Source organism: Streptomyces sp. NPDC030143 (assembly GCF_055573695.1).
The window spans coordinates 1-22,150 of the sequence record NZ_JBVIAY010000036.1; the positions used below are offsets into that span (position 1 = coordinate 1).

The window sequence follows — 22,150 nt, forward strand, 5'->3', positions numbered from 1 at the left end:
GCCACCCGCTACGACAAGACCGCCGAGTCCTACCAAGCAGCCGTCACCCTCGCATCGCTGCTGATGTGGGCGTGACATTTGACGACAACACCTAGCGCTGCTCTTGAAAAGGCGTGGCTGCCGGGCAGCCGTGATGCGAAAATCAGACCGCAACTTGATCCACATCCGCCTCCGGAGGTCCGGTTGGACATCGTCCCGCTGCTGCCGTTGGCCACGTCCCGGTTGTCGCTGCGTCTGTTCACTCCTGACGACGCCGATGACCTGTACGCCTACCAGAGCCTGTCGAGCGTGGCACGCTACTTGTACCGGCCGGCGCACACGCGGGAGCGCAGCGGGCAGGTTGCCGCCGAGCGCGCGGCGCAGACGGTCTGGCGTGCCGACGGGGACAAGCTGGCGCTCGCTGTCTGCCGACGCGATGAGCCCGGCCTCCTTGGCGAGGTGAGCCTCACCCTGGCTGATGCCCGCGCGGCCCAGGCCGAGATCGGCTGGACTCTCGACCCAGGTCACCAGGGACACGGCTACGCGACCGAGGCGGCCGCAGCGCTGGCCGGGTTTGCCTTCGACACGCTGGGCGTGCACCGGCTCTACGCACGGCTGGACGTGGAGAACACCGGATCTGTGCGGGTCTGTGAGCGTCTTGGGATGCGTCGGGAGGCACACCTGGTCGAGAACGACCTCGACGGGGATCGCTGGGGCAGCGAGTACATCTACGCGGCGCTGTCCGCTGATCTTGGCCGTCGATCAGGCGGTTGAGCCCGACGCCGCCTCCTGTTCGTGATCTTCCATGAGGCGGCGGCATTACCCTCCACAGCAACCAGCCCTTGAACCCGGGGCTGACATCGCCATGCTCCGGGCCGAGCCGGCCGTCTTCGGCCACGTGGCCTCCGACCCGACCGTCTTCCGCCTCATCGGCACCCTCGCCTCCAGCAGAGAGAAGAGCTTACGGGCCATCCGGGCCGCACGATCCCAAGTCCGCTCCCGGATGTGGTCGTTGGCCGGCTCACACGCTCCCGACCAGGAGGGCCGCGTGACGATCGTTTTGGACGGAGTGCTGGTGATCGCGCATTCGGACAAGGAGGACGCCGCCCCGACCTGGAAGAAGACCTACGGCCACCACCCCCTCATGGCCTTCGTCGACCACGGACCGGGCGGCACCGGGGAACCCGTCGCGGCCCTGCTCAGACCGGGCAACGCGGGCTCGAACACCGCCGCCGACCACATCACCACCACCCGCCAGGCCCTCGCCCAACTCCCGAAGAAGTACCGGCGTGGCGCCAGACCCTCATCCGCACCGACTCCGCGGGACTTCCTCGCCTGGCTCACCCAGCGCGGCAGATGGCTGTCCTACTCCGTCGGCATGGTGATCACCGACACGATCCACCAGCACGTGCTGAAAGTCCCAGCATCCGCCTGGACACCGGCCGTCGAAGCGGACGGCGAGATCCGTGACGGGGCCTGGGTCGCCGAACTCACCGGCAACATCCTGGACGGCTGGCCGACGGGCATGCGGCTGATCGTGAGAAAGGAACGGCCGCATCCGGGAGCCCAGTTGAGGCTCACCGACGCCGACGGCATGCGGCTCACGTGTTTCGCCACCAACACCACCAGCCGGCCCATTGCCGAGCTCGAGCTGCGACACCGACTGCGAGCCCGGGCCGAGGACCGGATCCGGGCCGCCAGGGCCACCGCCTGCGCAACCTCCCTCTGCACCACACCGCCCAGAACCAGGTCTGGCTCGAGATCGTGCAGATCGCCCTCGACCTGCTGGCCTGGATGCCCATGCTCGCCTGACCGGCAAGGCCAGGTGCTGGGAGCCCCGCCGTTTGCGACTCCGCCTGTTCACCGCGGCAGGACAACTCATCACCACTGGCCGTCGACGGATCGTCCGCCTTGCCGGGCACTGGCCGTGGACCAACCACATCACGGCCGCACTCGAACGGCTCGCCCAACTGCCGAGCCCCGACTGACCAGCGGATCCCCCCGTCCCTTCGACAGCACTTCCACACCCGGACCCGTGGAACCCGGCGCCCATCCGACACGAGAGTCGGGCCATCGGCCTGTCCATCACCCCGTAAGAATGCAAAACGGTCCGCCGACTCTGTCGGCAGACCGTTACGCAAGATCGAGGCTAGATGATCAATTCCAAGGGATGCCTGCGGAGGGTGGCGGCCGAAGCCACCGCGAGGCGGTCAGGCGGCGGGCTGCCGGCCCTCGTTGTCGAGGTGGCAGCGGGTGGTCAGGCGTCAGGGGCGACTTCGGGGTGCGTGAACCGCACGGGCTTGCCCAGCGACCGGGCGTAGGCGATTTCGGCTCGGGTGCTGTCTCCGATGTAGTCGCCGACTACGAGCACCTCATCAGCGAGCCGGATCTTCGCCCGGTGCAGATCGTCGAGTCGAACCTTCAGCGCCTCGGCCTCGGCAGGATCGGACCACAGTTCGTGCGGCGACTTCATGTCAATGCCCGGTTTGACGACGATCTTTCCGGCTTTGGTCTCTCGCAGATCGGCCTCGTTCATCTCGGCATTGAAGCGGGTGGAGCCGCAGATCACGACGATACGCGGGAGGCTCAACAGCTTCTTCGCGTCGGCGAGCTTCTCCGCGGGGGTGAGCAGATGCGGGTATGACACTGGTTCCTCCTGGTGGTGTGGTCCAAGGGGTGCCTGCGGAGACGAGAACGAGGACGTCCAAGATCGTTTTCTGACAACGACGTGGACTCCCTCGCGAGGGCGTACCGCCTGGTTGCACCCTTGCACCCTTGCACCCATCAGCCCGGCCGCCCCCGGGTGCGCTCACTCCGTCTGAGATGATCCGGATGAAGGATCTCACCCGGGCCGCTCAATGATCACGACTCGGCTGGTCATGCGGGCGATGGCCTGGCCGAGGTCGTGGTCCGCAAACTCGGAGTGGAACAGCTGCGTGTCATCGACGTGCCGGCGCGTCAGCGTGACAGCTTCCGGCCGCGAATCCCTCTGGACGGAGTCGCACCTGATCGAGATTATGGGAGCGCTCCCAGCTCTCTTGCTGTCCGACTTCGGACCATCCGAAAGTGTTGCCTCCATGCAGAGTCAGACCAAGCGCCGTGTGTCCCCGGGTGAACTCGACGCCCTGCTGCGCGCATCCACCGGAATCGGCTGCCGTCTTGAGTCCGAACTGACCGACGGCTGGTTCAACACCGCCTACCGCGTCGTTCTTGACGACGGCCGACCCGCCGTTGTCAAACTCGCCCCGCCGGCTGATGTCGCGGTCCTGCGCTACGAACGCGGCATCATGGCCACGGAAGCCATGGTCTACCGGCGTATCGAGGCTCTTCCCGAAGACAGTGTGCCGACGCCCGCCCTGCTGTACGCGGGCGAGGAGTTCCTGGCCGTGTCCGTCCTGGAGGGCACCTCGTGGGACAAGGCGGCGGACTGCCTGTCGCCCGCCGCCCAGGCGGCGCTGCGCTGCGAACTCGGTGCGATCACCGCACGACTGCACACCCTGGCCCCGGGGAACGGCCGGTTCGGCTATCCGGCGGCCGAGTCCGGGCTGTCCGCAGCCGACTGGCGTACGGCCTTCACTGCCATGGTGGACGCGCTCCTCGACGACGCCGAGCGCTGGCAGTCCCCGCTCGGTGTGCCGCCCGCCGAGATACGGACCCTGGTGGCCGAAGGGGGCTATGCGCTCGACGAGGTCACCGAGCCCCGGCTGGTCCACTTCGACCTGTGGCCCGGCAACATCTTCGTCGACGTCACCAGGGACGGGGCACGGCCCCGAATCACTGGACTCATCGACCACGAGCGGGCGTTCTGGGGCGACCCGGCCGCCGAGCTGGTCTCCCTGGCCTTCGGCGGCGACGCCGGCCCGGACAGCGACCTTGTCGCTGGCTACAGCAACGCCGGCGGCAGATTCGACTTCACGCCTGCCTTCCGGCACCGGCTCGCGCTCTACCACCTCTACTTGGGCCTGTTGCTCGTCGTCGAATGCGGCCCTCGCGGATACGGTGCCGACCACCTGGCGTTCTGCGGCCACACCCTTGCCGGCGCCATCACCCGGCTCCGGGCGCTGGAGTAGGTCCGAGGGAGAGCCAAGTGCCGCCGCAACCGGAGCACCGGAGAACTCGCCTATGAAGAACAGGTGGTGGTCCGCCGGTGCCGATGTGAGGTTCCCCCGCTGCGCGGAAGTGGCTGACTAGCAGGTCAGGACGGGTTGACGTGGTTTCAGGTTCACTTGTTCGGTCGCTGCCCGGTAGGCGTAGTGCTTCTCCTCGTATGCGATCGGGCTGAGGTGGCCGAGCCGTTTCTGGATGCGGCGGGGGTTGTGGAAACCGTCGATGTACTCGAAGAGCGCGAGGTTCGCTTCGGCCCGGGTGGCGAAGAACCGGCCGCGGATGCACTCAGTCTTGATGACCATCCACAGGTTCTCCGCGAGGGCATTGCCGAACGAGTCGCCGACCGAGCCCATGGACGCCTGAATCCCGACACTCCCTTGTGAAACTCACAACACGACTGTTCAGGGCAGGGTGCCGTGGTCCGCGTGGTGGATGAGCTCCCCGGGGGTGACTTCGCGGCTGGCCAGGCCTCGGCTTCAGCGACGGCAGCCGGCAGTGGGGCATCACGGGTTACGCGATGGCGTTCGGCAGCCTGCTGCTGCTCCCCGTACCGACCGTCGTTGCGACGTTCGTCCGGGAGGAGTCCTTCCAGGTGACGCGCCCTCAAGCCTCCCCCTGCCCGGGCCCCTGGGCGACGTCCCGTGCTCAGGAGGGGGTGGAGAGTACGCGGTTGAGCGCGCTGCCGGGGCGGCTGGTGAGGTCCTCCCACGTTCCCTCTTCCGTGATGCGGCCCTTCTCCAGGACTGCGATGCGGTCGGCACGGCGGATGGTGGCCGGCCGGTGGGCGATGACGATCGTGGTGCGGCCCTCCTCCCGCAGCGCGGTGGCGAGCTGGGCGTCGCCGGTGTTGTCCAGGTGGGCGGTGGACTCGTCGAGGACGAGGACGCGCGGGCGTACCAGCAGCGCGCGGGCGAGGGCTATGCGGGCCCGCTGTCCTCCCGAGAGCGTTGCGCCGCGCTCCCCGACGAGGGTGTCCATCGCGGCGATCCGGTCGACGCCGCACCGGCGCGCTGCCGTGGCGAGCAGGTCGTCGTCCGCTTCGGGTGCGGCGAGCCGCAGGTTCTCGGCGAGAGTGCCGTGGAAGAGGGGTGTCTCCTGTCCCACGAGGACGACCGCCCGCCGCAGTTCGGGGTCGCTCACGTCCCGGATGTCCACGGCGTCGCCGTGGGCGGACACCAGCTGGACCGCTCCCTGGGAGGGGTCCCAGAACCGGGCCAGTAGGTGGGCGCAGGTCGACTTGCCGGCTCCCGAGACGCCGACCAGGGCGAGTGTCCGACCCGGAGGGACGGTCAGGTCGACGCCGTCCAGCACGGGCTGTCCACCGTAGTCGAACCGCACGCCGTGCAGCCGGACACCCAACGGACCGGGCGGCAGGGGACGGGGAGCGGAGGGCGGCGGGGCGAGAGCGGCAGCCTTGACGGCCGCGCCGACGCGGGCGGCGGCGGCGCGCAGTGCCACGGCCTGGCTCAGGGCACGGGCCGACTCCGCGACCGGACCGAGAACGGACAGGGCCAGGGCCATCGCCGCCGGGGCCCATGCGCCGTGCAGCCGCCCGGAGGTCACGGACTGCGCCGCCGCGGTGACCACGCCGAGGACGGCGGCCACGATGAGCAGGTCGCGGACCGATGCGGCGACCGCCTCCCAGGTGGCCTCGGCGCGCTGGGCGTCGCCCAGCTGCCGTCCCCGCTTCGCCAGCAGGCGGCGGCGCTCCGCGAGCCGGCCGAAGGCGAGCAGTTCGCGCAGCCCGTCGACGGTCTCCACCGTGTCGGCAGACAGCCTCGCCGCGGCCGTCCGGGTGCGGCCGCCGCGTACCGCGCGCCCGCCCGCGTCGGCGAAGGGCGCCGCGACGAGCAGGGTCGCGACCGGGAGCACGGCCGCCAGCAGCCACGGTTCCACCACGGCGAGGACCAGGGAGCCGCCGGTGAACATCGTCCCCGACGCCAGCAGTTGGGCGGTGGTGTGGGCGTAGAGGAATTCCAGCGCCTCCACGTCGGCCATGGCGGTGGCGGCGAGGTCGCCGCTGCGCCGGCCCGCGATGCGGGCGGGCGCGCTGCGGGCGAGGCCGTCGAAGACGCGCACCCGCAGTACGGCCAGCACCCGGTAGGCCAGGTCGTGCGAGAGGTCCATCTCCCGCCAGGTCGTCAGGGCGCGGACGAGGACCAGGGCGACCAGCGCGGTGACGGTGGCGGCCGAGGGGGCGCGCCCTTCGATGACGGCGGTACCCACAGTGTGCGCGGCCAGGGTGACCAGCGCGACGAGGGAGCCCTGTTCGAGGAGGGCGGCGGCGCAGGTGCGGGCCGTCATGGCGGGGTGAGCGGCGAGGGCGGGGAGGAGGGCCCGCAGTGCGCCTCGCGCGGGTACGTCCGCTTCGGAGGGGGCGGTGGCGGCGGTGGCGGTGCTCATACGGCGAGTTCTCCTCGGTGGGCGCGGCCGGCGTCGACGAGCCGCGCGTAGACGCCGCCGGCCTCGACCAGGCCGGCGTGCTCGCCGACGGCGTCCACCCGTCCTTCGTCGAGGACGACGATGCGGTCGGCGTGCCGGACGGCGGCCAGCCGGTGAGCGACCACCAGGACGGTCCGGCCGCTCGCGGCGTTCATCAGCTCCCGGAGGATGTCCGCTTCGCGGCGCTCGTCGACCGCGCTCGTGGCCTCGTCGAGCACCAGCACCGGGGCGTCCGCGAGCAGGGCGCGCGCAAGGGCGAGACGCTGGCGCTGGCCACCCGAGAGGGTGGCGCCGCGCTCACCGAGGACGGTGGCGTAGCCGTCGGGGAGGGCGGCTATCTCGTCGTGGACTCCTGCGACGCGTGCTGCCCGGGTCAGGTCGTCGTCCGTGGCGCCGGGCAGGGCCAGGCGCAGGTTGTCGGCGATGCTGGCGTGAAAGAGGTACGTCTCCTGCGACACGACGGCGATGCCCTGCCGCAGCGAGTCGAGGGTGTACTCGGTCGTGGGGCGCCCGTCGAGCGTGATCCTGCCCTCCTGCGGGTCGTGGTGCCGCAGGAGCAGAGCCAGCAGCGTGGATTTGCCCGCGCCGGAAGGGCCGACGATCGCCGTCGTCCGTCCCGCCTGCGCGCTGAAGGAGACGCCGTCGAGGGCCGGCGCCCGTGTGCCGTCGTAGGCGAACCGGACGTTGTCGAAGCGCACTTCGGGCGGGGTCGTCCAGTGAGTGGGGGCCTCTCCGGTGTCCGGGACGGCCGGCTTGGCGGTGCGCAGGGCCGCGAGGCCGTCCGCGGCCGACACGCCCAGGTATCCGGCGTGCCATTCGCGGGCCAGGTCGCGGACCGGCCGGAAGCACTCGGAGGCCAGCAGCAGCATCAGATAGGTGCCGGTCGCCGTGGTGGATCCGGTGACGGCCGACCAGCACGCCAGGAGCGCGGCCGCGGCCGTGCCGCCCTGGATGGCGAGGTCGGTGATGGCGGTGTCGACCAGGGACACCCTCAGTTTGGCGACGGTCGCCCGGTGCAGCGCGGCGGACCGCTCCTCCAGGCGTGCGCGGGTGCGCCCGACGGCGCCGGCGGCACGGAGGGCGGGCATGCCCTGGAGCGCCTCCAGGTAGTCGGCGCCGAGCCCTTCGTAGGTGTCCCAGTGCTCCTTGCCGCGGGCAGCCAGGAGCCGGTCCCAGGCGCGCGGACCGGCCAGGGCGAGCAGCAGGGCGGGGACGAGGCCGAGGAGTGCCCACGGTTCGACCACGGCCAGGGCGGCCAGCACCAGGGGCGGCACGGTGAGGGTGATCAGCAGCTGGGGCAGGTAGCGGGAGACATAGGCGTCGACGCCCTCCACCCCGTCGACGAGGGTGGTGCGGACGGCTCCGGCCCTCGCGGTGGTCAGGTGGGCGGGCCCCAGCCGGCCCAGGTGGGTGAGGAGTTCGTCCCGCAGGGCCACCCTGACCCGGGCCCCGGCACGGGTGGCGGTGCGCCGTTGCCACAGGGCGAGCCCGGCGCGGGCGGCGACGACGGCGAGCACCGCAGCCAGCAGCCACGGAAGCAGGCCGGTGTCGCCGCGGGCCAGGTGGGCGAGCGCGAGGGCCAGCAGTGCGGCCTGCGCCAGGTGGGTCAGGGTGACGGCGCCCTGCAGGAAGGTGGACGCGAGCAGGGGGCGCCGGGCGCCCCGGGCAGCGCGGAGCAGCTCGGGGTGGACGATCACGTGGTGTTCTCCTCGTCGGCGTGGCGGGTGCCGAGGGCCAGTGCGTGGACGACCCAGTCCCGGCCCGGGGCGGCGCCGAGGGCGGCGCCGAGGTCCGCCTGCTGCCACGAGCCGACGGGCCGAGCCGCCAGCCCGTGGCGCAGGGCGGTGACATGGGCCAGGTGGACGGCGAAGCCGGCCCGCAGGTGGGCGCGGCGGATGTGCACGGCGTCGGCGTCCGCGGGGCAGCCGTGGGCGAGCAGGACGGCGCCCGCGTCCGCGATCCACGCCTGGCCCGCGGCCCAGGCCGCGAGGGTCGGGCGGGCCTCTCCCGCCGCGTGCCGCCGCAGGGTCGTGCCATCGGCGGACAGCGCCATCAGGGCGGGTCGTGGCGGGCCCACCGCCGCGCACCAGCGCAGGTCGCCGCCGCCCGGCCGAGCGGCGGTCGTGAGGACCTCCCGCGGCGCGCCGGTGCCCGCCCGTTCCGCAGTGGTGAGGACCGCCAGCAGCGCGTCCTGGGACGGGGCGCCCGGCAGAGGCGGTGGGGTACTGCGGCGCGCCAGCAGTTCGGCGGGGGTGGCCGGGCCCCCCGGCGGGTCCAGGACGCGGGCGCCGCCGTCCGGGTGCGGCTGTCCCCGCCCGCCCTCCTGGTGCACGGGGCCGCCCCGCCCGCCGGGCGGCGGGACGTGCACGGCGGCCAGTGGGCTCTCGGCGAGACCGTCCAGCCGTACCTGGGGCTCGTCCGTGCCCAGCGCGCGGGCCGCGAGGAACAGGGCCGCGGCGGCGTGCCCGGTGTCCAGCAGCAGCAGCGGCCAGGCGCGGTGGCCGTAGTGGGAGACCGTGCGCCGTGCGGTGACGGAGAGTTCGGCGGTCACGCCGGGCGGTGTGCCCTCGGGTTGCCGGCCGAGGCGGTGGACGCGGTGCCGCAGCGGGTCGTAGCCGTAGCGGCCGGGCGGCAGGGAGCAGCCCGCGCCCACGTACAGTTCGGCGTCCACCGGGTGCAGTGCACCGGCGGAGGACACGGGCCTGAGGCGTCCGGAGTCGTCCGCCGCGGACAGCGAGTGGCGCAGCAGGGCCCCCAGGTCGAGGTCGGCCGGGCCGGCCGGCGGGAGGGGGCGCGGCGGTCCGGGCCAGGCCCGGACCACTGCCCCGGCGGGTGTGTCGGGTCCGGGCGGCTCCGGGGAGCGTGCGCGAGCGAGGGCGGCGACGAGGTCCACCGGGCGGTCCTCGCAAACCTTTTTCACGGGTGCGGCCCTCACATGTGCGGCGGAGGCGCCAGCGTGAAGTCCTCCGGCGCGCTCGGCGGGCTCGTGCGCCACCCTCGGGCGACGGCGGCCTCGGCGAGCCGCGGGCAGCCGAAGTAGCCGAAGGCGGCCGGGGCGTTGGGCAGCAGCCCGGAGACGAGCACCCGGGCGACGCGCAGGGGGGTCTCGGCCACGTCCTCCGTGGTGAGGTCGAAGGTCATGACACGGTGGCCGCCCGCGTGCAGCGTGCTGTCCAGCCGCTGCCGGCTGCCGCGTTCGGCCTCGTCGAGGGACACGGTCCCGAACGCCGGCTCGGTGAACCGCCTGGCCTCGGCGGCCATCCTCTCGTCCAGCCACACCTGCACGTGGGCGCCCAGGTCCCTCACGTGCTCGAACTGCTCGCCGCACACATCGAGATAGCGGCCGTCGGCCCGGTGGTCCAGGTACAGCCCGCGGGCGAGCAGCCCGGCCTCCACGGCCTGGAACACCCAGCCGCCGGAGCCGGTCAGGCCCTGGGTGAAGACCCAGGTGTGGACGGCTTCCAGGACGGCCTTGCGGGCAGCCTCGGCCGGGTCGTACTTGCAGGCGAACCCAGCTGCGTACAGGCCGAGGCGCGGGTCGTGCACGAGCGCGGCCATGCAGGGGGCGAACTCCGAGTACATCTCGACGATGTGGACGTCGAACGCGGAACCGGCGAGGTCGTCGGCGAGGCCGGGCACGCTCGCCGGGTCGATGCCGCGGGCCGGGCCGTCCAGATGCCACCACAGTTCCAGGGCGTCGCGTTCGACGATCTCCAGCAGGCCGCGTTCGACGGCGTCGTCGAGACCCTGTCCCGTGGCGATCCCGGCGTAGTTGAGGTGGTGGGTGCGGGGCAGCTCGCGCAGTTCGCCCTGGCGCCAGTTGAGGTGGGTGAGCGCGACGGGCGCCCAGACGTCCGTCGTGCGTCCGCCGGGCAGCAGTTCGGTGCCGCGCGTCCACAGGGACGGGGTGTCGGGGGTGAGGGGGCGGTAGGGGAACTTCTCCCGGGCGTACTGCCAGTCGGCGTACGCGGGCAGGTCCCCCGGGCCGTAGAGCCGCAGGCCCTTGTCGGCCAGTTCGGCGGCCGTGGCGCGCACGGGGGCGTCGGGGTGGCCGGGCGGCGGAACGCGGTTGCCGCAGTACCGCTCCACCCCTTCGGCTATCGCGGCGACTCGGGCTTGGCCGGGGTCGCCGAAGGTGGTGCCGAGGGAGACCCGGTCGGCGGGCCACAGGCCGTGTCTGCGGGCGTCGGATATCTCGGCCGTGAGCGCGGTGTAGCGGGGCGGGGCGCCCGTGGGGTGCGCGACGGGCTCGACCTTGCGGACGATGCCGCAGACGGGGTCGACGAGTGCTTCCAGCGACAGCGTCGTCATCTCAGGATCTCCTCCGCGGGGTCGACAGGGGTGGGGCGGGACGGGAGCACGGGCAGGCTCAGCACCACGCTGTCCGGATCGATCTCGCGCCGGGAGGCGTGCAGCCGGCCGGCCGTCACCGGATCCTCCCCGGTGTGCGGGTTGCGGGCGTGGGCCGGGAAGTGGTGCCCGGCGATCTCCAGGCGCAGCCGGGTGCCGGCGTTCAGCCGACGCGCGATCCGTCCGAGGCCGACGGTGAACGCGGCCTCGCGGCCTGCCCGTTCGTCACGCCGGACGATTCCGACGGCGAGTCTCTCGGCGACCCCTTCCGGTGTGAGGGCGACGAGCCGAGCGGACCAGTCGGCGGACGGTGTGTGGGCCGTGGCCCGCAGGTGCACGCTCACGGGGCCGACCACGTCGAGCGGGCGCGGGAGCGGCGGGGTGACCAGCAGGCAGCGGTCGGGCAGGCCGTCGGTGGGGACGGTCAGGTCGTCGGAGCGGACGGGTCGGCCGGGATCGGCGGTGAACGCGGCCCCGTGCAGCAGCCGCGGCCGTCGGGTGCGCGGTTCGCCCTCCGTACCCGCGGGCAGCCACAGATCGGCCCCGCCGAGCGCCTGTGAGCCACGGCGGCCGGGGGCCAGTTCGCCGGCCAGGGCGCGGCGGGTCCAGCGCACGTACAGGTCGCCGAGGTTCACCCGGTGGGCCGGGCCGGCGTCGGGGCCTGGTGTGGAACCGAGGCCGTGGCCCCAGGGGCCCAGCAGCAGCCGCGCCGAGGGTCCGCCCCAGGCGTGCCACAGTGCGACGGTGTCCTCGGTGAAGTGGTCGTGGTGGCCGCCCACCGCGAGCAGGGGCACGGCGGCGTGCGCCGCCCGCGCGATCAGGCGCCCGCGGTCGTGGTGCCGCCACAGGCCCGCCCAGGAGGGCAGCCGGCGGCCCAGCCGTTCGGGGAGGCCGGTGAGCGGCAGATGGGTGAGGAGGCCGGGGTCCGCCGCGAGGGCCTTGTCCAGCGCGCTCTCGTCCGAGTCCGGTCGGTCACCGTGGGCGGCCCACCATCCGGCGCGGGACAGCAGCCGCTCCACGCCGGACGCCTCGCGTGCCGTCTCCGCCGGGCCGAGGGCGGGTACGGCCGCGAGGACGGCGTCGGGCCGGGCGTCCTCGGGCACGTCGAGGGCGAGGACGAGGGCGCAGTGGGCCGCGTAGGAGGCGCCGACGGCCACCAGCCGGCCGTCGCTCCACGGCTGCCGCCGGATCCAGCGGACGGCCGCCGCGCCGCCGGTGGCTTCGTTCGCGTAGGGGTGCCACTCTCCCGGTGACGCGAACCGGCCGCGCACGTCCTGGACGACGGCGGCGAATCCGCGGCGGGCCCAGCCGCGCGCCTCCGCCCGGTGCCGCGTCCGGTCGTAGGGAGTGCGCACCAGGACGGCCGGGAAGGGGCCGTCGCCGGCCGGGAGGAGCACGTCGGTGGCGAGTTCCTCCACGATCGCGTCGGACGCTGTCATCCGTCCTTCTCCGGCATCGGTGCGACGTCGGGCACCGGGAGGACGGGGTGCTCGGTGACCGTCAGCGTGCGCAGGTCCACGCGGCGGAGCCGGCGACGGGCCGGGAGACCGGCCGTGTCCGGGGCGCCGGTGGCCCACCGGCCGAGATCGTCCGCGAGCAGCGCCGCGAGCAGCGTGGCCGCGGGCGGGGCGAGCTGGACCGGCGCGCCGGAGGTACGAGGTCCGCTCCAGTACGCGGCCAGTTCGCGGTGGGCGGGGGTGGCGGCGAGGCGGCGGGATCGGACGTGCGCAGAGGTGACGTCTCCGGGAGCGGCGGCCACCGGCTCGACGTACGCCTGCCAGCCCTCGCGGTGGCAGCGCAGCCACGCGACGCCGTGGTCGGGCAGGGTGTCGGCGGCGTCCCACAGTCCGTCCGGCACGGGTCCGTCGAGGCACCACACGACCGCGGAGGGGTCTGAGTCGAGCAGGTCCTCGACGCCCACCGGTGGTCCGCCCGAGGCGGTGACGGCCTCAGTCGTGAGGGGCCGGGCGCCCAGGGCGGCCAGCTGCGCGGCGAGCGGTGCGGTCAGTACCGGGTCGCCGAGGATCCGGACGTCCCGGCGAGCGGCGGGCCACTGCGAGTCCTGCGGCCCTTCCGCCAGATAGCCTGCCTCCTCGAACGCCCGCACCACATGATCGAGTCCCTCGCCCACCGGGCCCGTTGTCACGCCGGTGAGCCGGGAGAGCAGAACGTCCTCGTCGGCACTCCCTGTCCTGACGCTGTAGAACTCCCCTTCCTGGGTCCGGACGGCGAGCCCTCGCCCGGGCACGGCGACGACCTCGACACCGGGGACGAGTCGGCTGCGGGACACGGCGATCCTCCTGACGAAAGGTGGGGGATGGGCGTGGGCCCGCCCGGAAGGCAACGGGCGGGCCCACGGTCGAGGGTGGCTGGACCCCCTCGTTTACTCCTCGTTGTCGTCGAAGGGGTTCTCGACGAGCGCGTTGGAGTGGGAGGCCGAGGCGTGGGCCAGCTGACCCTGGTCGGCGATCGGCGTGAAGATCTGCTCGTTGTCCATGAACTCTCCTTGTACATCCGGGAGTTACGGCGTTCGAGTGAGCGCCGCGACACACGTTAATGAATCTGATTTTCATATTCTAGATCTGGGAGGGGGTGATCTGGGTAACACACCGGCCAGCCTCCCTCGGGGTCCCGACCGACCCGTCCCGCCACCTTCAGCACGTCCGCCAGCAATCCCGGGGTCACCACCTCGCCCGGTGCTCCGTCGGCCACCACACGGCCGTCGCGCAGGGCGACGACGCGTTCGGCGAACCGGGACGCGTGGGCCAGGTCGTGCAGCACCATCACCACGGTGAGCCCACGTTCCTGACGCAGGCGGACCACCGTCTGCAGCACGTCGAGCTGGTGGTGCAGATCCAGGTAGGTGGTCGGCTCGTCGAGCAGCAGGACGCGCGTGTCCTGGGCGAGCGCCATCGCCAGCCGGACCCGCTGCCGCTCGCCTCCGGACAGCGCGTCGACGTCACGGTCGGCCCACCCCTCCACCCCGACGTCCCGCAGCGCCCGGTGCACGACGGGGTCGTCGCCCTCGCGCAGCATGCCCAGCGGTCCGCGCGCCGCGTACCGCCCCTGGCGCACGAGGTGACGCACCGTCATGCCCGGCACGGCCGGAGCGGACTGATGCAGCAGGGCCACCCTCCGGGCCGTGGCCCGCCGGGACAGCCGGGAGAGGTCGTCCCCTCCGAGTCGAACGCGCCCTTCGTCCGGTTGCAGCAGCCCGGCGGCCAGCCGCAGCAGGGTCGACTTGCCGCAGCCGTTCAGCCCGATGAGGGCCGTCAGTTCGCCCGGCCGCACGGTCAGGTCGACGCCCCGCAGCACAGGTCGCCCGGGATAGCCGAAGTGGACCCCCTCGACGTGGATCCCCACGGACTCGGTCATGCTCTGTCCTCGATTCGACGTCAGAACGTACGGCTCGGTGTGCGGCGCACGACGACCAGCAGCAACGCGGCGCCGAGGCAGGCGGTGAGCGCACCGACCGGCAGCGTGAGCCGTCCGGCATCCAGCGCCCCCGCCAGCAGCCGCGAGGACAGCTGCGCCGCCGCGTCCGCCCCGCACACCACCACCGCACCCACCAGGGCGGCGCCGGGCAGGCTCACCCGCAGGTCCGCACCGAAGACGGCCACGGCCAGGTGTGGAACGAGCAGTCCCACGAAGCCCAGCGCCCCGACGGCGGCCACCGCGCCCGCCGTCAGCGCCACCGCGCACAGCAGGGCCAGGGTCCGGGCCGGGCGAGCCGAGAGGCCGGCGGCCAGGGCGATGTCGTCCCCGCAGCGCAGCAGGGTCAACGGTCCGGCCGACAACCAGGCCGCGACCCCCCAGACGAGGGCCCACGGCCACAGCAGGTGCCAGTGCTGCCACACCCGGCCCTCCGTGGTGCCCACGAGCCACTGGACGACGCTGCCCAGTTCGCCCGGCTCCACGAGGAGCACCATGGCGGTGAGCCCGCCGAGCACCGCCGACACCAGCACCCCGTGCACGGCGGTCTGCGCGGGGTCACCGCGCCCGCGGCCGGCCAGCAGCCACAGCAGCGCGGCTCCGGCGCACCCGCCCGCGCACGCGGCGAGGACCACGGCCAGGGGCGAGTCCCACCCGGCGAGCCCCAGGGCGGTCGCGGTGACGGCTCCGAGCACCGCCCCCGGGGTCACGCCCGTCACCTCCGGCCCGGCGAGGGGATTGCGCAGGGCGGACTGCAGGACCAGCCCCGCGACGGCGAGACAGGCACCGGCGACGAGAGCCACCAGCAGCCTGGGCAGGCGCAGTTGGAACAGGATGTGGCGCTCCGTCGCGTCACCGCCACCGATCAGGACGTCCCAGGCCACACCCGGGGACATGCCGCGCCCGGCCACCAGTTCCACACCGGCGCACACGACGGCCAGTGCCGCGAGAGCCGTGAATCGCCGGGTCACCGGACGTCCTCCGTTCTGGTCGCCCCGGAAGGGGGCGGGCAGCCGTCGTCGAGCCCGCCGTGCCCGGTCGCGTCTGCGTTGACGCCGTGCGACGCCCCGGCGCGAGGGATGTCGTCCGCGGCACCGGAAGCCGCCTTCCTCGGCCCGGGCAGCGGCTCGCGCACCGCGGCCGAGGCGGCCGGCCGGCGCCGGGACGCCCGGCCGCGGCCGCCCGACCGCATCAGCGCGACCCCGGCCGGCACCCCCACCAGGGCCGTCCACGCACCGGCCGGTGTCTCCACGGGCGCCAGCGCCAGCCGGGCCGGGAGGTCGGCGACGACCACGACGACCGCGCCCCAGGCCGCGGACCACGGGAGCCAGCGCACCGCCCCCGCCGCGGGGTCGAACCAGCGGGCCAGGTGCGGGGCGAGGAAGCCCACCCACGCGACGGGTCCGCACACGGCCGTCACCGGAGCGATCAGCACCACCGCGATGGCCAGTGCCGCCAGCCGGGCGCGCTGCGCGCGCACACCCAGCGCCGCGGCGTCCTCGTCGCCCAGCCGCATCACCGACAGCACCGGCGCGCACAGCACGAGCGCGGGAGCCGCGACGAGCAGCCACGGCCACAGACCCGCCACGTCGTCCCAGGTCCGGGCGGACAGGGAGCCGAGCAGGTAACGGTAGATGAGCTGGAGGTCCAACTGGTCGGCCATGACCATCAGGACGAGCAGCGCGGCCTGCAACGCGGCGGCGACCGCGGCGCCGGTCAGCAGCACCGCGGACGGACTACGGCCGAGCCCGGCGGCCAGGAGCGTGAGCCCGCCGCCGAGCGCGGCACCCCCGACGGCCAGCATCGGCTGGACGGCGGCGGGCAGTGACAGGCTCAGCACCAGCGGCGCGGCCACCCCCAGCGCGGCACCGGACGACACGCCCAGCATCTCCGGCACCGCCAGGGGATTGCGCAGCGCCTCCTGGAGCACCAGCCCGGCCGCACCCAGACAGGCTCCGGCGACGAGCGCCAGCACCAGCCGGGGCACGCGGAGTTCGGTGACGACGATCCCGGCGAGCGTGGTGTCCCCGTCCAGCACCGCGGCGATCAGCCGGTGCGGTGGGACGTAGGGGGTGCCGAGGCTGAGTGCGCAGACCGAGGAGACGGCCAGCAGGACGACCACCAGGAGCGGCTGCCCCCTCCGCGTGACGCGCGACGCCCGCTGTCCGCCCGCCGTGGCGGGCGCCGGGAGAAGGGCCGAGAGGGGCGTCCTCACCGCAGGGCGGCCGTGGCCTCGTCGAGGACGATGCCCAGGGAGCGGGTGCCGCGCCCCTTGGCCCACACCTCCGAGTTCACCTCGTGGACGTCGCCGTTCTTCACCGCCGGGATCTTGCCCCAGAGGGGGTTCTCGGCCAGCTTCTCCGACAGCTTGCCGTCGGCGTCGCCGAAGCTCAGGGTCTCGACGAACAGCACATCGACGTCCCGGGCGAGAATCTCTTCGAGACTGTAACTGCCCTCCACCCCACGGGACTTCCACGGGTAGTCGGCGATCTTGGGGAAGAGGCTGGCGGCCACGTCGGACTCCGGGGTCGCGACGCCGAAGTTCTCGTCACCGCCGTAGATGATGAGAGCGGTCTTGTCGCTGGGAGCCTTCTCGGCGGCGGCGAGTTTGGTCCGGAAGGTCTTCTCGGCCTTCTCGCCCTCGGCGGTGCGCCCGGTGAGCGCGGCGAGGTCACGCAGGTACCCCACACTGTCCTCCCACGTCTCGGGCTGCATGGCCCAGAACGTCGTGGCGCCCTTGAGCGCCGGGGCGAGCTTGCCGTGCGTGTCTCCCAGGCCGATCACGAGGTCGGGCTTGTGGGAGAGGATCGCCTCCACCTCCGGGGCGATGAATCCGCCGGGGATGACGTCGACCTCCTTGGCCTTCTCCTGCCCCAGGAAGTCCGGGTGGGCGAGCAACGCGCTGTTGGTGGCCGTCGGGACGATGCCCAGCTCGGTCAGGATGTCGTCGCAGAGTGCGAACAGGCAGACGATCCGCTCGGGTTCCTTCTTCAGGGAAACCTTGACGCCGTTGGTGTCGGTCAACTCCGTGGAGGCCTTGATGGGTTCGACACCGACGTCCGTCTTCGCCGTCGGCCTGGCCTTGTCGCTCGCGGGTTCTTCGGACGACGAGCCGCAGCCGACCAGAACGGAAGCCACCACCACTGCGGCGATCCAACCACGGACGAATCTCGACGGTGCGCGCAGCATCGATGCCCTCGCTCTTTCTCAGATACCGGGAACGCATCGAAGATACATGATAATCGTTTTCACCAGGCCGGTTTCTGGAGGACACATGCCCGCTGACACACCCGTTCTGCTCGTCTCCGACCACGTGGGTGGATCCGTCCATGTGCTGACCGTGCCGGACGGCACCGTCGTGGGAAGCCTGACCGGCCGTCATCTCTCCGAGCACGCCGGGTTCCTGGCGCTGCCGGGCGGGCGGGTGGCCTGCGTCGACGACCGTCGAGGGGAGCTGCTCATACTCGATCCGTTCGCCGAGAAGCTCGTGGAACGCGCGGTCCCGGTCGCCGTGCCGGCCGAGCACCTCGCCTGCGACCCGTCCGGTCGCCGGCTGGCCGTCACCACCGGACTGGGCGAGAACGCCGAACCGTGGTCGGACCTGCTGACCGTCCTCGACCTGGCCACCGGAGACACGACGCGGGTGCGCACCCGCGCCGGCGAACCGGGCGTGACGGTGCTGGGCGGCGACGATCCGCTGGTCGTGCTGCGGCACCGAGAGCCCGGGGAGCTGGCCGTCCACCGGTTCGCCGACCTCCTCGCGGCTCCACCCGGCTGCCCCCCGGTCACACCGCACGCCGTCCTGCCGCTGCCGGACGACGGACACGGGGACGCGCATGTACCCGGCACGGGAGACGTGTTCGCGGCCACGGGCGAGGGAGTGCACCGGGCCCGGAGGAAGGGCGACGCACTCACCGCCGAGGCGGTCGTCCCCTGGGGGTCGCCCGCCCGGGGCTGGTACCTCCGGCTCGACACCCACAGGCAGGCGCTGTGGAGCACGCTGCGCGGCGGCGACCCGGACCCGCTGCGCTGGCCGGAATGGACCAACCAGGCATGGCGCCACGACCTGGGAACGGGCCGGACGCTCCACACGGAACTCGGCCCCGGACTCGTCTTCCGGCTGGCCCTCGCCCGGCGTCACACCGCTTTCACCCGCATCCACCCCGACGGCGACGAACTCGTCCTCCTGGGCCCCGGCGGCACCGTCCGCCGGTTTCCCCTGCGGGCCATGGACGGCGCTCCGCGTCGCGGCGGCACCCCCTGGGAGGGCGTCCAGCGCCGGGCGGTGGCCGCCTCACCGGGCTCCGACTGGATCGCCGTCACCCGGGGCGGTCACGGCGAGGTCCACATCGTCGACGCGGAGACGGGACACGAGGCGGCCCGTCTGCGGCTCGGCACACCGCTGCACCACGGCGGCCACCTGACACTGCGCAGCCACGACGACGGTGCCGAGGGCGATCCCGTGGGCCGGTGACGGCGTGTTCTCGGCACCGTGGCGACTGCGGGTTCCACGTGCTCGTCGCGGCACCTGGTCAGCCGGACCCGCGGTGCGGGGGTACGCAGGCGTGACCCCGCCGCCGCAGCCGGAAGACCGCAGGGGCAAGGGCACGGGGAGGAGGGCGGGGGCGGCGGCGGGGCCAGTGTCCGGCGACGACGCCCGACAGCTTGCTGACCGAACGCGAGGAGAAGAACAGCGTCGCCATGGCCTCCAACGAGTCTTTCGGCGGTTGGACCTGAACCTTCACCGACCTCCGACTCTGCGCGACCGCCTCACCTTCAACGGCACCATCATCGAGACCGGCACCGACTCATACCGCCTCGCCACCACCCGAGCACGCGCCGAGGAACCCGCCAAGGCGGGCTGACACCCGCCCTCCCACGCCGAAAGACGGAGTCACCTACTCACCGGCGCGGGCCACGAGCAGCGGCTGGAAAAAGCCCGTCTCCTGCGGCATCCGCCACTCGGGGTCGACAAACCCGGCCCCGGCTGCGAGGCCGGCCAGCCGGTCCCCGCCGAGCGCCCAGTAAGTAGTTCGGCGGACCTGGACGCGCCATTCTCCGCCTGCCGGAAGGAGCTGGAAGTGCTCCAGGTCGTAGTGCTCGCCGTCGTCGTGCCAGTGCCAGAGCTGGAAGCTGACGGTTCGTTCTTCGCCGTCGCCGCAGTCGACGTTCCTGTGGACTTGTGGAGGCGTCGAGGCCGGGCGGTCGCGCAGCAGGTCGTCGTAATGGCGTGTGCTGACCAGCAGCAGGCCGTCGGGACGCAGCACGCGGCGCATCTCGGCCAGGGCTGCGTGCACATCCTGCTCAGTCAGCAGGTGAGGCAGCGAGTTGTCGGCACAGACGACCGTGTCGAACCGGCCATCAGGAAACGGGAGGCGTCGCATATCGGCAGCGGCCGTGCGCAGGCACAGGTTCCGGCGGGCGGCCTCACGGGCAGCGCGGGCGGCGGCGCGGGGGCTGAGGTCGGTCCCGGTGACCGAGTGCCCGCGCAGCGCCAGGCCGATGGCCTGCGTGCCGATGCCGCAGGAACAGTCGAGGACCGCCGCGCACTCTTGGCCGATCAGGGCGTCCAGGGCGCCCCCCTGCCGACGGATGCTCGCATCCCAGTCTGAATAGATCAGGTGGTAGTCATCAGCCAGTTCGTCGTAGAAGTGCGCCACCGATGTCTCGGGCATGGCCCGAGATTACCGTGCCTGCTTCCCCGGTGCTGCCGGTCATCCCCGTGATCGGCACGAACGCCCTCACTGACGGCAGCACCGTCATCTCCCATCTTTGGGCGGCTGTGGGCCGTCCTGAGCCGGGGATGTCGGCGCCGGATGCGGTTTTCTGTCACTCGGCTGCGGAGCAGCTGTGTTCGCAACCCACTTGGTTGCGACCGCGCGGCCGTGACGGCTACACCGTTTCACGGGATGCTGCCTGGTTCCGAGCGCTGGTCGTCGTCGCCAAAAGCCAGTTGAGTTGGTGCCTTTGATGGGGAAGGGTCTGTGGCCATGGAGTTCTTCTGCTACCACCGTGACCGGCCCGGCTCCCTCGCGTTACGCGAGGAGTTGGTGGAGGAGCACTGGTCCTACATGGACCGGTACGCGAAGGAGCTGATCGCTCGCGGCCCGACCTTCGCCGATGACGGTGAAACACCCACCGGCAGCGTGCACATCGTCGACCTGCCCGATCCCGCCGCAGCCCGCGCGTTCGCCTTCGACGAGCCCAACTACCAGGCCGGCGCCTACCGGGATGTGCTGCTGCGCAGGTGGCGGAACGTGCTGGGGCGCACCATGTGGGATTTTCCCGGTGGCCGGACCGGTGGCAACCGGTACCTGGTGCTCGGCCTCGGCGAGGGCCCGGCCGCCGACCTTGCCCTGCCGCTCGACCGGGACGAGCTGGTCGCCTACGGGCCGCTTCTGTCCGACGACGGCGACACCTGGCTGGGTACGGCGGTGCTGCTCAGGGCCCCCGATCCGGACACGGCACGAGCCGTCCTGAATCCGGACCGGTACGCGGACATCGAGGTCCACCACTGGGAGTTCGGCGGGCGTCGATGAGCCACGAATCCACCGGGTCGATGTCATCTCCGGACCACATGGACCTGGGACAGCAGCGGTGACGGTGGCGCTGCGGGCGGTTCCGCTGGTGGGCGGGCCGGTGGAGTTACGGGGTGCGTTGGACCTGGAGACCACACAGGCAGGGGTGATGCCGCGCCGGTTGCCCGCATGGACCAAGGAGCAGTACCAGGACCCGTCGGTCTACGGGGTGACCGTGATGCCTTCGGGGGTGCGGCTGGTGTTCCGCACCGATGCGCGCGCTTTGGAGTTCGAGGTACTCACCTCCACCGGCCACCTCGACTCCGACCCCCACCCTCGCCCGACCGGGATGCTGGAGCTGCTGGTGGACGGCGCCTTGGCCGGGCGTCAGCAGGCGCCGGTGGGCAACGTGCTGCGGATGGCGGGCCCCGGGGCCGTACAGCGACTCATCCCAGGCGAGCCAGGGACCGTACGATTCACCGGGCTGCCGGCCGTCATGAAGGACGTCGAGTTGTGGCTGCCACAGCAGACCCCAACGGAACTGGTGGCACTGCGCGCTGACGGCGACGTACTGGCACCGCTGCCGGACGGGCGGCGCCGCTGGGTGCACCACGGCAGTTCCATCAGCCACTGCATCGAGGCTGACGGCCCGACAGGGACCTGGCCGGTGGTGGCAGCTGCGCTCGGAGGGGTGGAGGTGATCAACCTCAGCCAGGCGGGCAACGCGCTGCTGGATCCCTATGTCGCCCGGACGATCCGCGATACGCCCGCCGACCTGATCAGTCTCAAGGTGGGCATCAACATCGTGAGCCTGTCCGCCTTCCGGCTGCGGACGTTCGGCCCGGCGGTACACGGATTCCTGGACACGATCCGGGATGGACATCCGGACACCCCGCTGCTGTTGATCTCTCCGGTGAGCTGTCCGGCCCTGGAGGAGGCCCCCGGCCCGACCGCGACCGGCCCGGACGGGAGGCTCGCTGCCCTGGGCGATCCGGCTGATGTGGCCGGCGGGGCATTGTCGCTGGCGGTGGTCCGTGCCGAACTGGCCCGGATCGCTGCGGCACGACAGGCGTCCGATCCGCACCTGCACTATCTCGACGGACGCGAGCTGCTCGGCCCGGACGAGGCAGATGACCTGGCCGACGGCCTTCACCCCACCGCCGCCGCATACCGTCGAATGGGCAAGCGCTTTGCAGCCCACGCCTTCGCGACCGACGGTCCCTTCCGCTGAGTGAGCTGGGCTCCACACCCCGCACCAGGTGTGGAGCTTCCACGCTCCTCCGGCCGGAGATGGGCGGTGGGGGATTCAGGCCACTGCTCGC

The 22,150-nt window shown here is 72.6% G+C and carries 19 protein-coding genes and 3 pseudogenes; 7 read left to right on the plus strand and 15 right to left on the minus strand.

The features are described from left to right. The first annotated feature begins 183 nt into the window (after positions 1-183). Together ACZ4YY_RS34915 and ACZ4YY_RS34920 are read left to right on the plus strand one after the other, a co-directional pair. Positions 184-753, plus strand: coding sequence for a GNAT family N-acetyltransferase (locus tag ACZ4YY_RS34915; RefSeq protein ID WP_468299074.1), 570 nt, complete (start codon positions 184-186; stop codon positions 751-753). Between the two features lie 79 nt (positions 754-832). Beyond that, positions 833-1,967: pseudogene (locus ACZ4YY_RS34920) on the plus strand (IS1380 family transposase); the annotation flags it as partial. 269 nt (positions 1,968-2,236) lie between these two features. On the opposite strand, the gene ACZ4YY_RS34925 reads toward ACZ4YY_RS34920, so the two are convergent. Together ACZ4YY_RS34925 and ACZ4YY_RS34930 are read right to left on the minus strand one after the other, a co-directional pair. Next, entirely contained in the window at positions 2,237-2,626 is a 390-nt protein-coding gene (locus ACZ4YY_RS34925; RefSeq protein WP_468299076.1) for a hypothetical protein, read from the minus strand. A gap of 228 nt (positions 2,627-2,854) precedes the next feature. Next, positions 2,855-2,947: pseudogene (locus ACZ4YY_RS34930) on the minus strand (nitroreductase family protein); the annotation flags it as partial. A gap of 109 nt (positions 2,948-3,056) precedes the next feature. Here ACZ4YY_RS34930 and ACZ4YY_RS34935 point away from each other — a divergent pair. Continuing rightward, on the plus strand, positions 3,057-4,049 hold the full coding sequence (locus ACZ4YY_RS34935; protein WP_468299078.1) for a phosphotransferase family protein: 993 nt from the start codon (positions 3,057-3,059) through the stop codon (positions 4,047-4,049). A 117-nt stretch (positions 4,050-4,166) separates the two neighbouring features. On the opposite strand, the gene ACZ4YY_RS34940 is transcribed toward ACZ4YY_RS34935, so the two are convergent. The 12 genes from ACZ4YY_RS34940 to ACZ4YY_RS34995 form a co-directional block, all read right to left on the minus strand. Continuing rightward, the gene (locus ACZ4YY_RS34940; RefSeq protein ID WP_468299080.1) at positions 4,167-4,388 is read right to left on the minus strand and encodes an IS3 family transposase; all 222 of its coding nucleotides are present in this window, start codon (positions 4,386-4,388) and stop codon (positions 4,167-4,169) included. 343 nt (positions 4,389-4,731) lie between these two features. After that, a complete protein-coding gene (locus ACZ4YY_RS34945; protein ID WP_468299081.1) occupies positions 4,732-6,489 on the minus strand; it encodes an ABC transporter ATP-binding protein in 1,758 nt (585 codons plus the stop codon). Continuing rightward, positions 6,486-8,225, minus strand: a complete 1,740-nt coding sequence (locus tag ACZ4YY_RS34950; RefSeq protein ID WP_468299083.1) for an ABC transporter ATP-binding protein/permease — start codon at positions 8,223-8,225, stop codon at positions 6,486-6,488. The genes ACZ4YY_RS34945 and ACZ4YY_RS34950 overlap by 4 nt, the downstream gene beginning before the upstream one ends. After that, the gene (locus ACZ4YY_RS34955; protein ID WP_468299085.1) at positions 8,222-9,421 is read right to left on the minus strand and encodes a nitroreductase family protein; all 1,200 of its coding nucleotides are present in this window, start codon (positions 9,419-9,421) and stop codon (positions 8,222-8,224) included. The genes ACZ4YY_RS34950 and ACZ4YY_RS34955 overlap by 4 nt, the downstream gene beginning before the upstream one ends. Positions 9,422-9,459: 38 nt before the next feature. Then, positions 9,460-10,839, minus strand: coding sequence for a YcaO-like family protein (locus ACZ4YY_RS34960; protein ID WP_468299087.1), 1,380 nt, complete (start codon positions 10,837-10,839; stop codon positions 9,460-9,462). Further along, positions 10,836-12,317, minus strand: a complete 1,482-nt coding sequence (locus ACZ4YY_RS34965) for a CocE/NonD family hydrolase (protein ID WP_468299089.1) — start codon at positions 12,315-12,317, stop codon at positions 10,836-10,838. Before ACZ4YY_RS34965 ends, ACZ4YY_RS34960 begins: the two co-directional genes overlap by 4 nt. Further along, positions 12,314-13,168: a hypothetical protein gene (locus tag ACZ4YY_RS34970; protein ID WP_468299091.1), complete on the minus strand. Its 855-nt coding sequence runs from the start codon at positions 13,166-13,168 to the stop codon at positions 12,314-12,316. Before ACZ4YY_RS34970 ends, ACZ4YY_RS34965 begins: the two co-directional genes overlap by 4 nt. 93 nt (positions 13,169-13,261) lie before the next feature. Further along, on the minus strand, positions 13,262-13,375 hold the full coding sequence (amiA, locus tag ACZ4YY_RS34975) for a streptamidine family RiPP (RefSeq protein ID WP_240797855.1): 114 nt from the start codon (positions 13,373-13,375) through the stop codon (positions 13,262-13,264). A 56-nt stretch (positions 13,376-13,431) separates the two neighbouring features. Beyond that, complete coding sequence (locus ACZ4YY_RS34980) at positions 13,432-14,253, minus strand: ABC transporter ATP-binding protein (RefSeq protein ID WP_468299093.1); 822 nt, start codon at positions 14,251-14,253, stop codon at positions 13,432-13,434. Positions 14,254-14,273: 20 nt separating this feature from the next. Further along, the gene (locus tag ACZ4YY_RS34985; protein ID WP_468299095.1) at positions 14,274-15,281 is read right to left on the minus strand and encodes a FecCD family ABC transporter permease; all 1,008 of its coding nucleotides are present in this window, start codon (positions 15,279-15,281) and stop codon (positions 14,274-14,276) included. Further along, the gene (locus ACZ4YY_RS34990; protein ID WP_468299097.1) at positions 15,278-16,432 is read right to left on the minus strand and encodes a FecCD family ABC transporter permease; all 1,155 of its coding nucleotides are present in this window, start codon (positions 16,430-16,432) and stop codon (positions 15,278-15,280) included. The genes ACZ4YY_RS34985 and ACZ4YY_RS34990 overlap by 4 nt, the downstream gene beginning before the upstream one ends. A gap of 89 nt (positions 16,433-16,521) precedes the next feature. Continuing rightward, positions 16,522-17,499 carry an ABC transporter substrate-binding protein gene (locus ACZ4YY_RS34995; RefSeq protein WP_468299099.1) on the minus strand — a complete coding sequence of 326 codons (978 nt, stop codon included), beginning with the start codon at positions 17,497-17,499 and terminating at the stop codon, positions 16,522-16,524. Positions 17,500-17,584: 85 nt separating this feature from the next. On the opposite strand from ACZ4YY_RS34995, the gene ACZ4YY_RS35000 reads away from it, so the two are divergent. Beyond that, on the plus strand, positions 17,585-18,784 hold the full coding sequence (locus ACZ4YY_RS35000) for a YncE family protein (RefSeq protein ID WP_468299101.1): 1,200 nt from the start codon (positions 17,585-17,587) through the stop codon (positions 18,782-18,784). Between the two features lie 191 nt (positions 18,785-18,975). Next, positions 18,976-19,175, plus strand: a pseudogene (locus tag ACZ4YY_RS35005) (ATP-binding protein); the annotation flags it as partial. A gap of 33 nt (positions 19,176-19,208) precedes the next feature. Here ACZ4YY_RS35005 and ACZ4YY_RS35010 read toward each other — a convergent pair. Beyond that, on the minus strand, positions 19,209-19,985 hold the full coding sequence (locus ACZ4YY_RS35010) for a class I SAM-dependent methyltransferase (protein ID WP_468299103.1): 777 nt from the start codon (positions 19,983-19,985) through the stop codon (positions 19,209-19,211). 315 nt (positions 19,986-20,300) lie between these two features. Here ACZ4YY_RS35010 and ACZ4YY_RS35015 point away from each other — a divergent pair, with 315 nt between their 5' ends. Next, a complete protein-coding gene (locus ACZ4YY_RS35015; RefSeq protein ID WP_468299145.1) occupies positions 20,301-20,849 on the plus strand; it encodes a YciI family protein in 549 nt (182 codons plus the stop codon). Positions 20,850-20,907: 58 nt separating this feature from the next. Continuing rightward, positions 20,908-22,059 (plus strand): GDSL-type esterase/lipase family protein, encoded by a 1,152-nt coding sequence (locus tag ACZ4YY_RS35020; RefSeq protein WP_468299105.1) that lies wholly within the window; start codon positions 20,908-20,910, stop codon positions 22,057-22,059. The last annotated feature ends 91 nt before the right edge of the window (positions 22,060-22,150 follow it).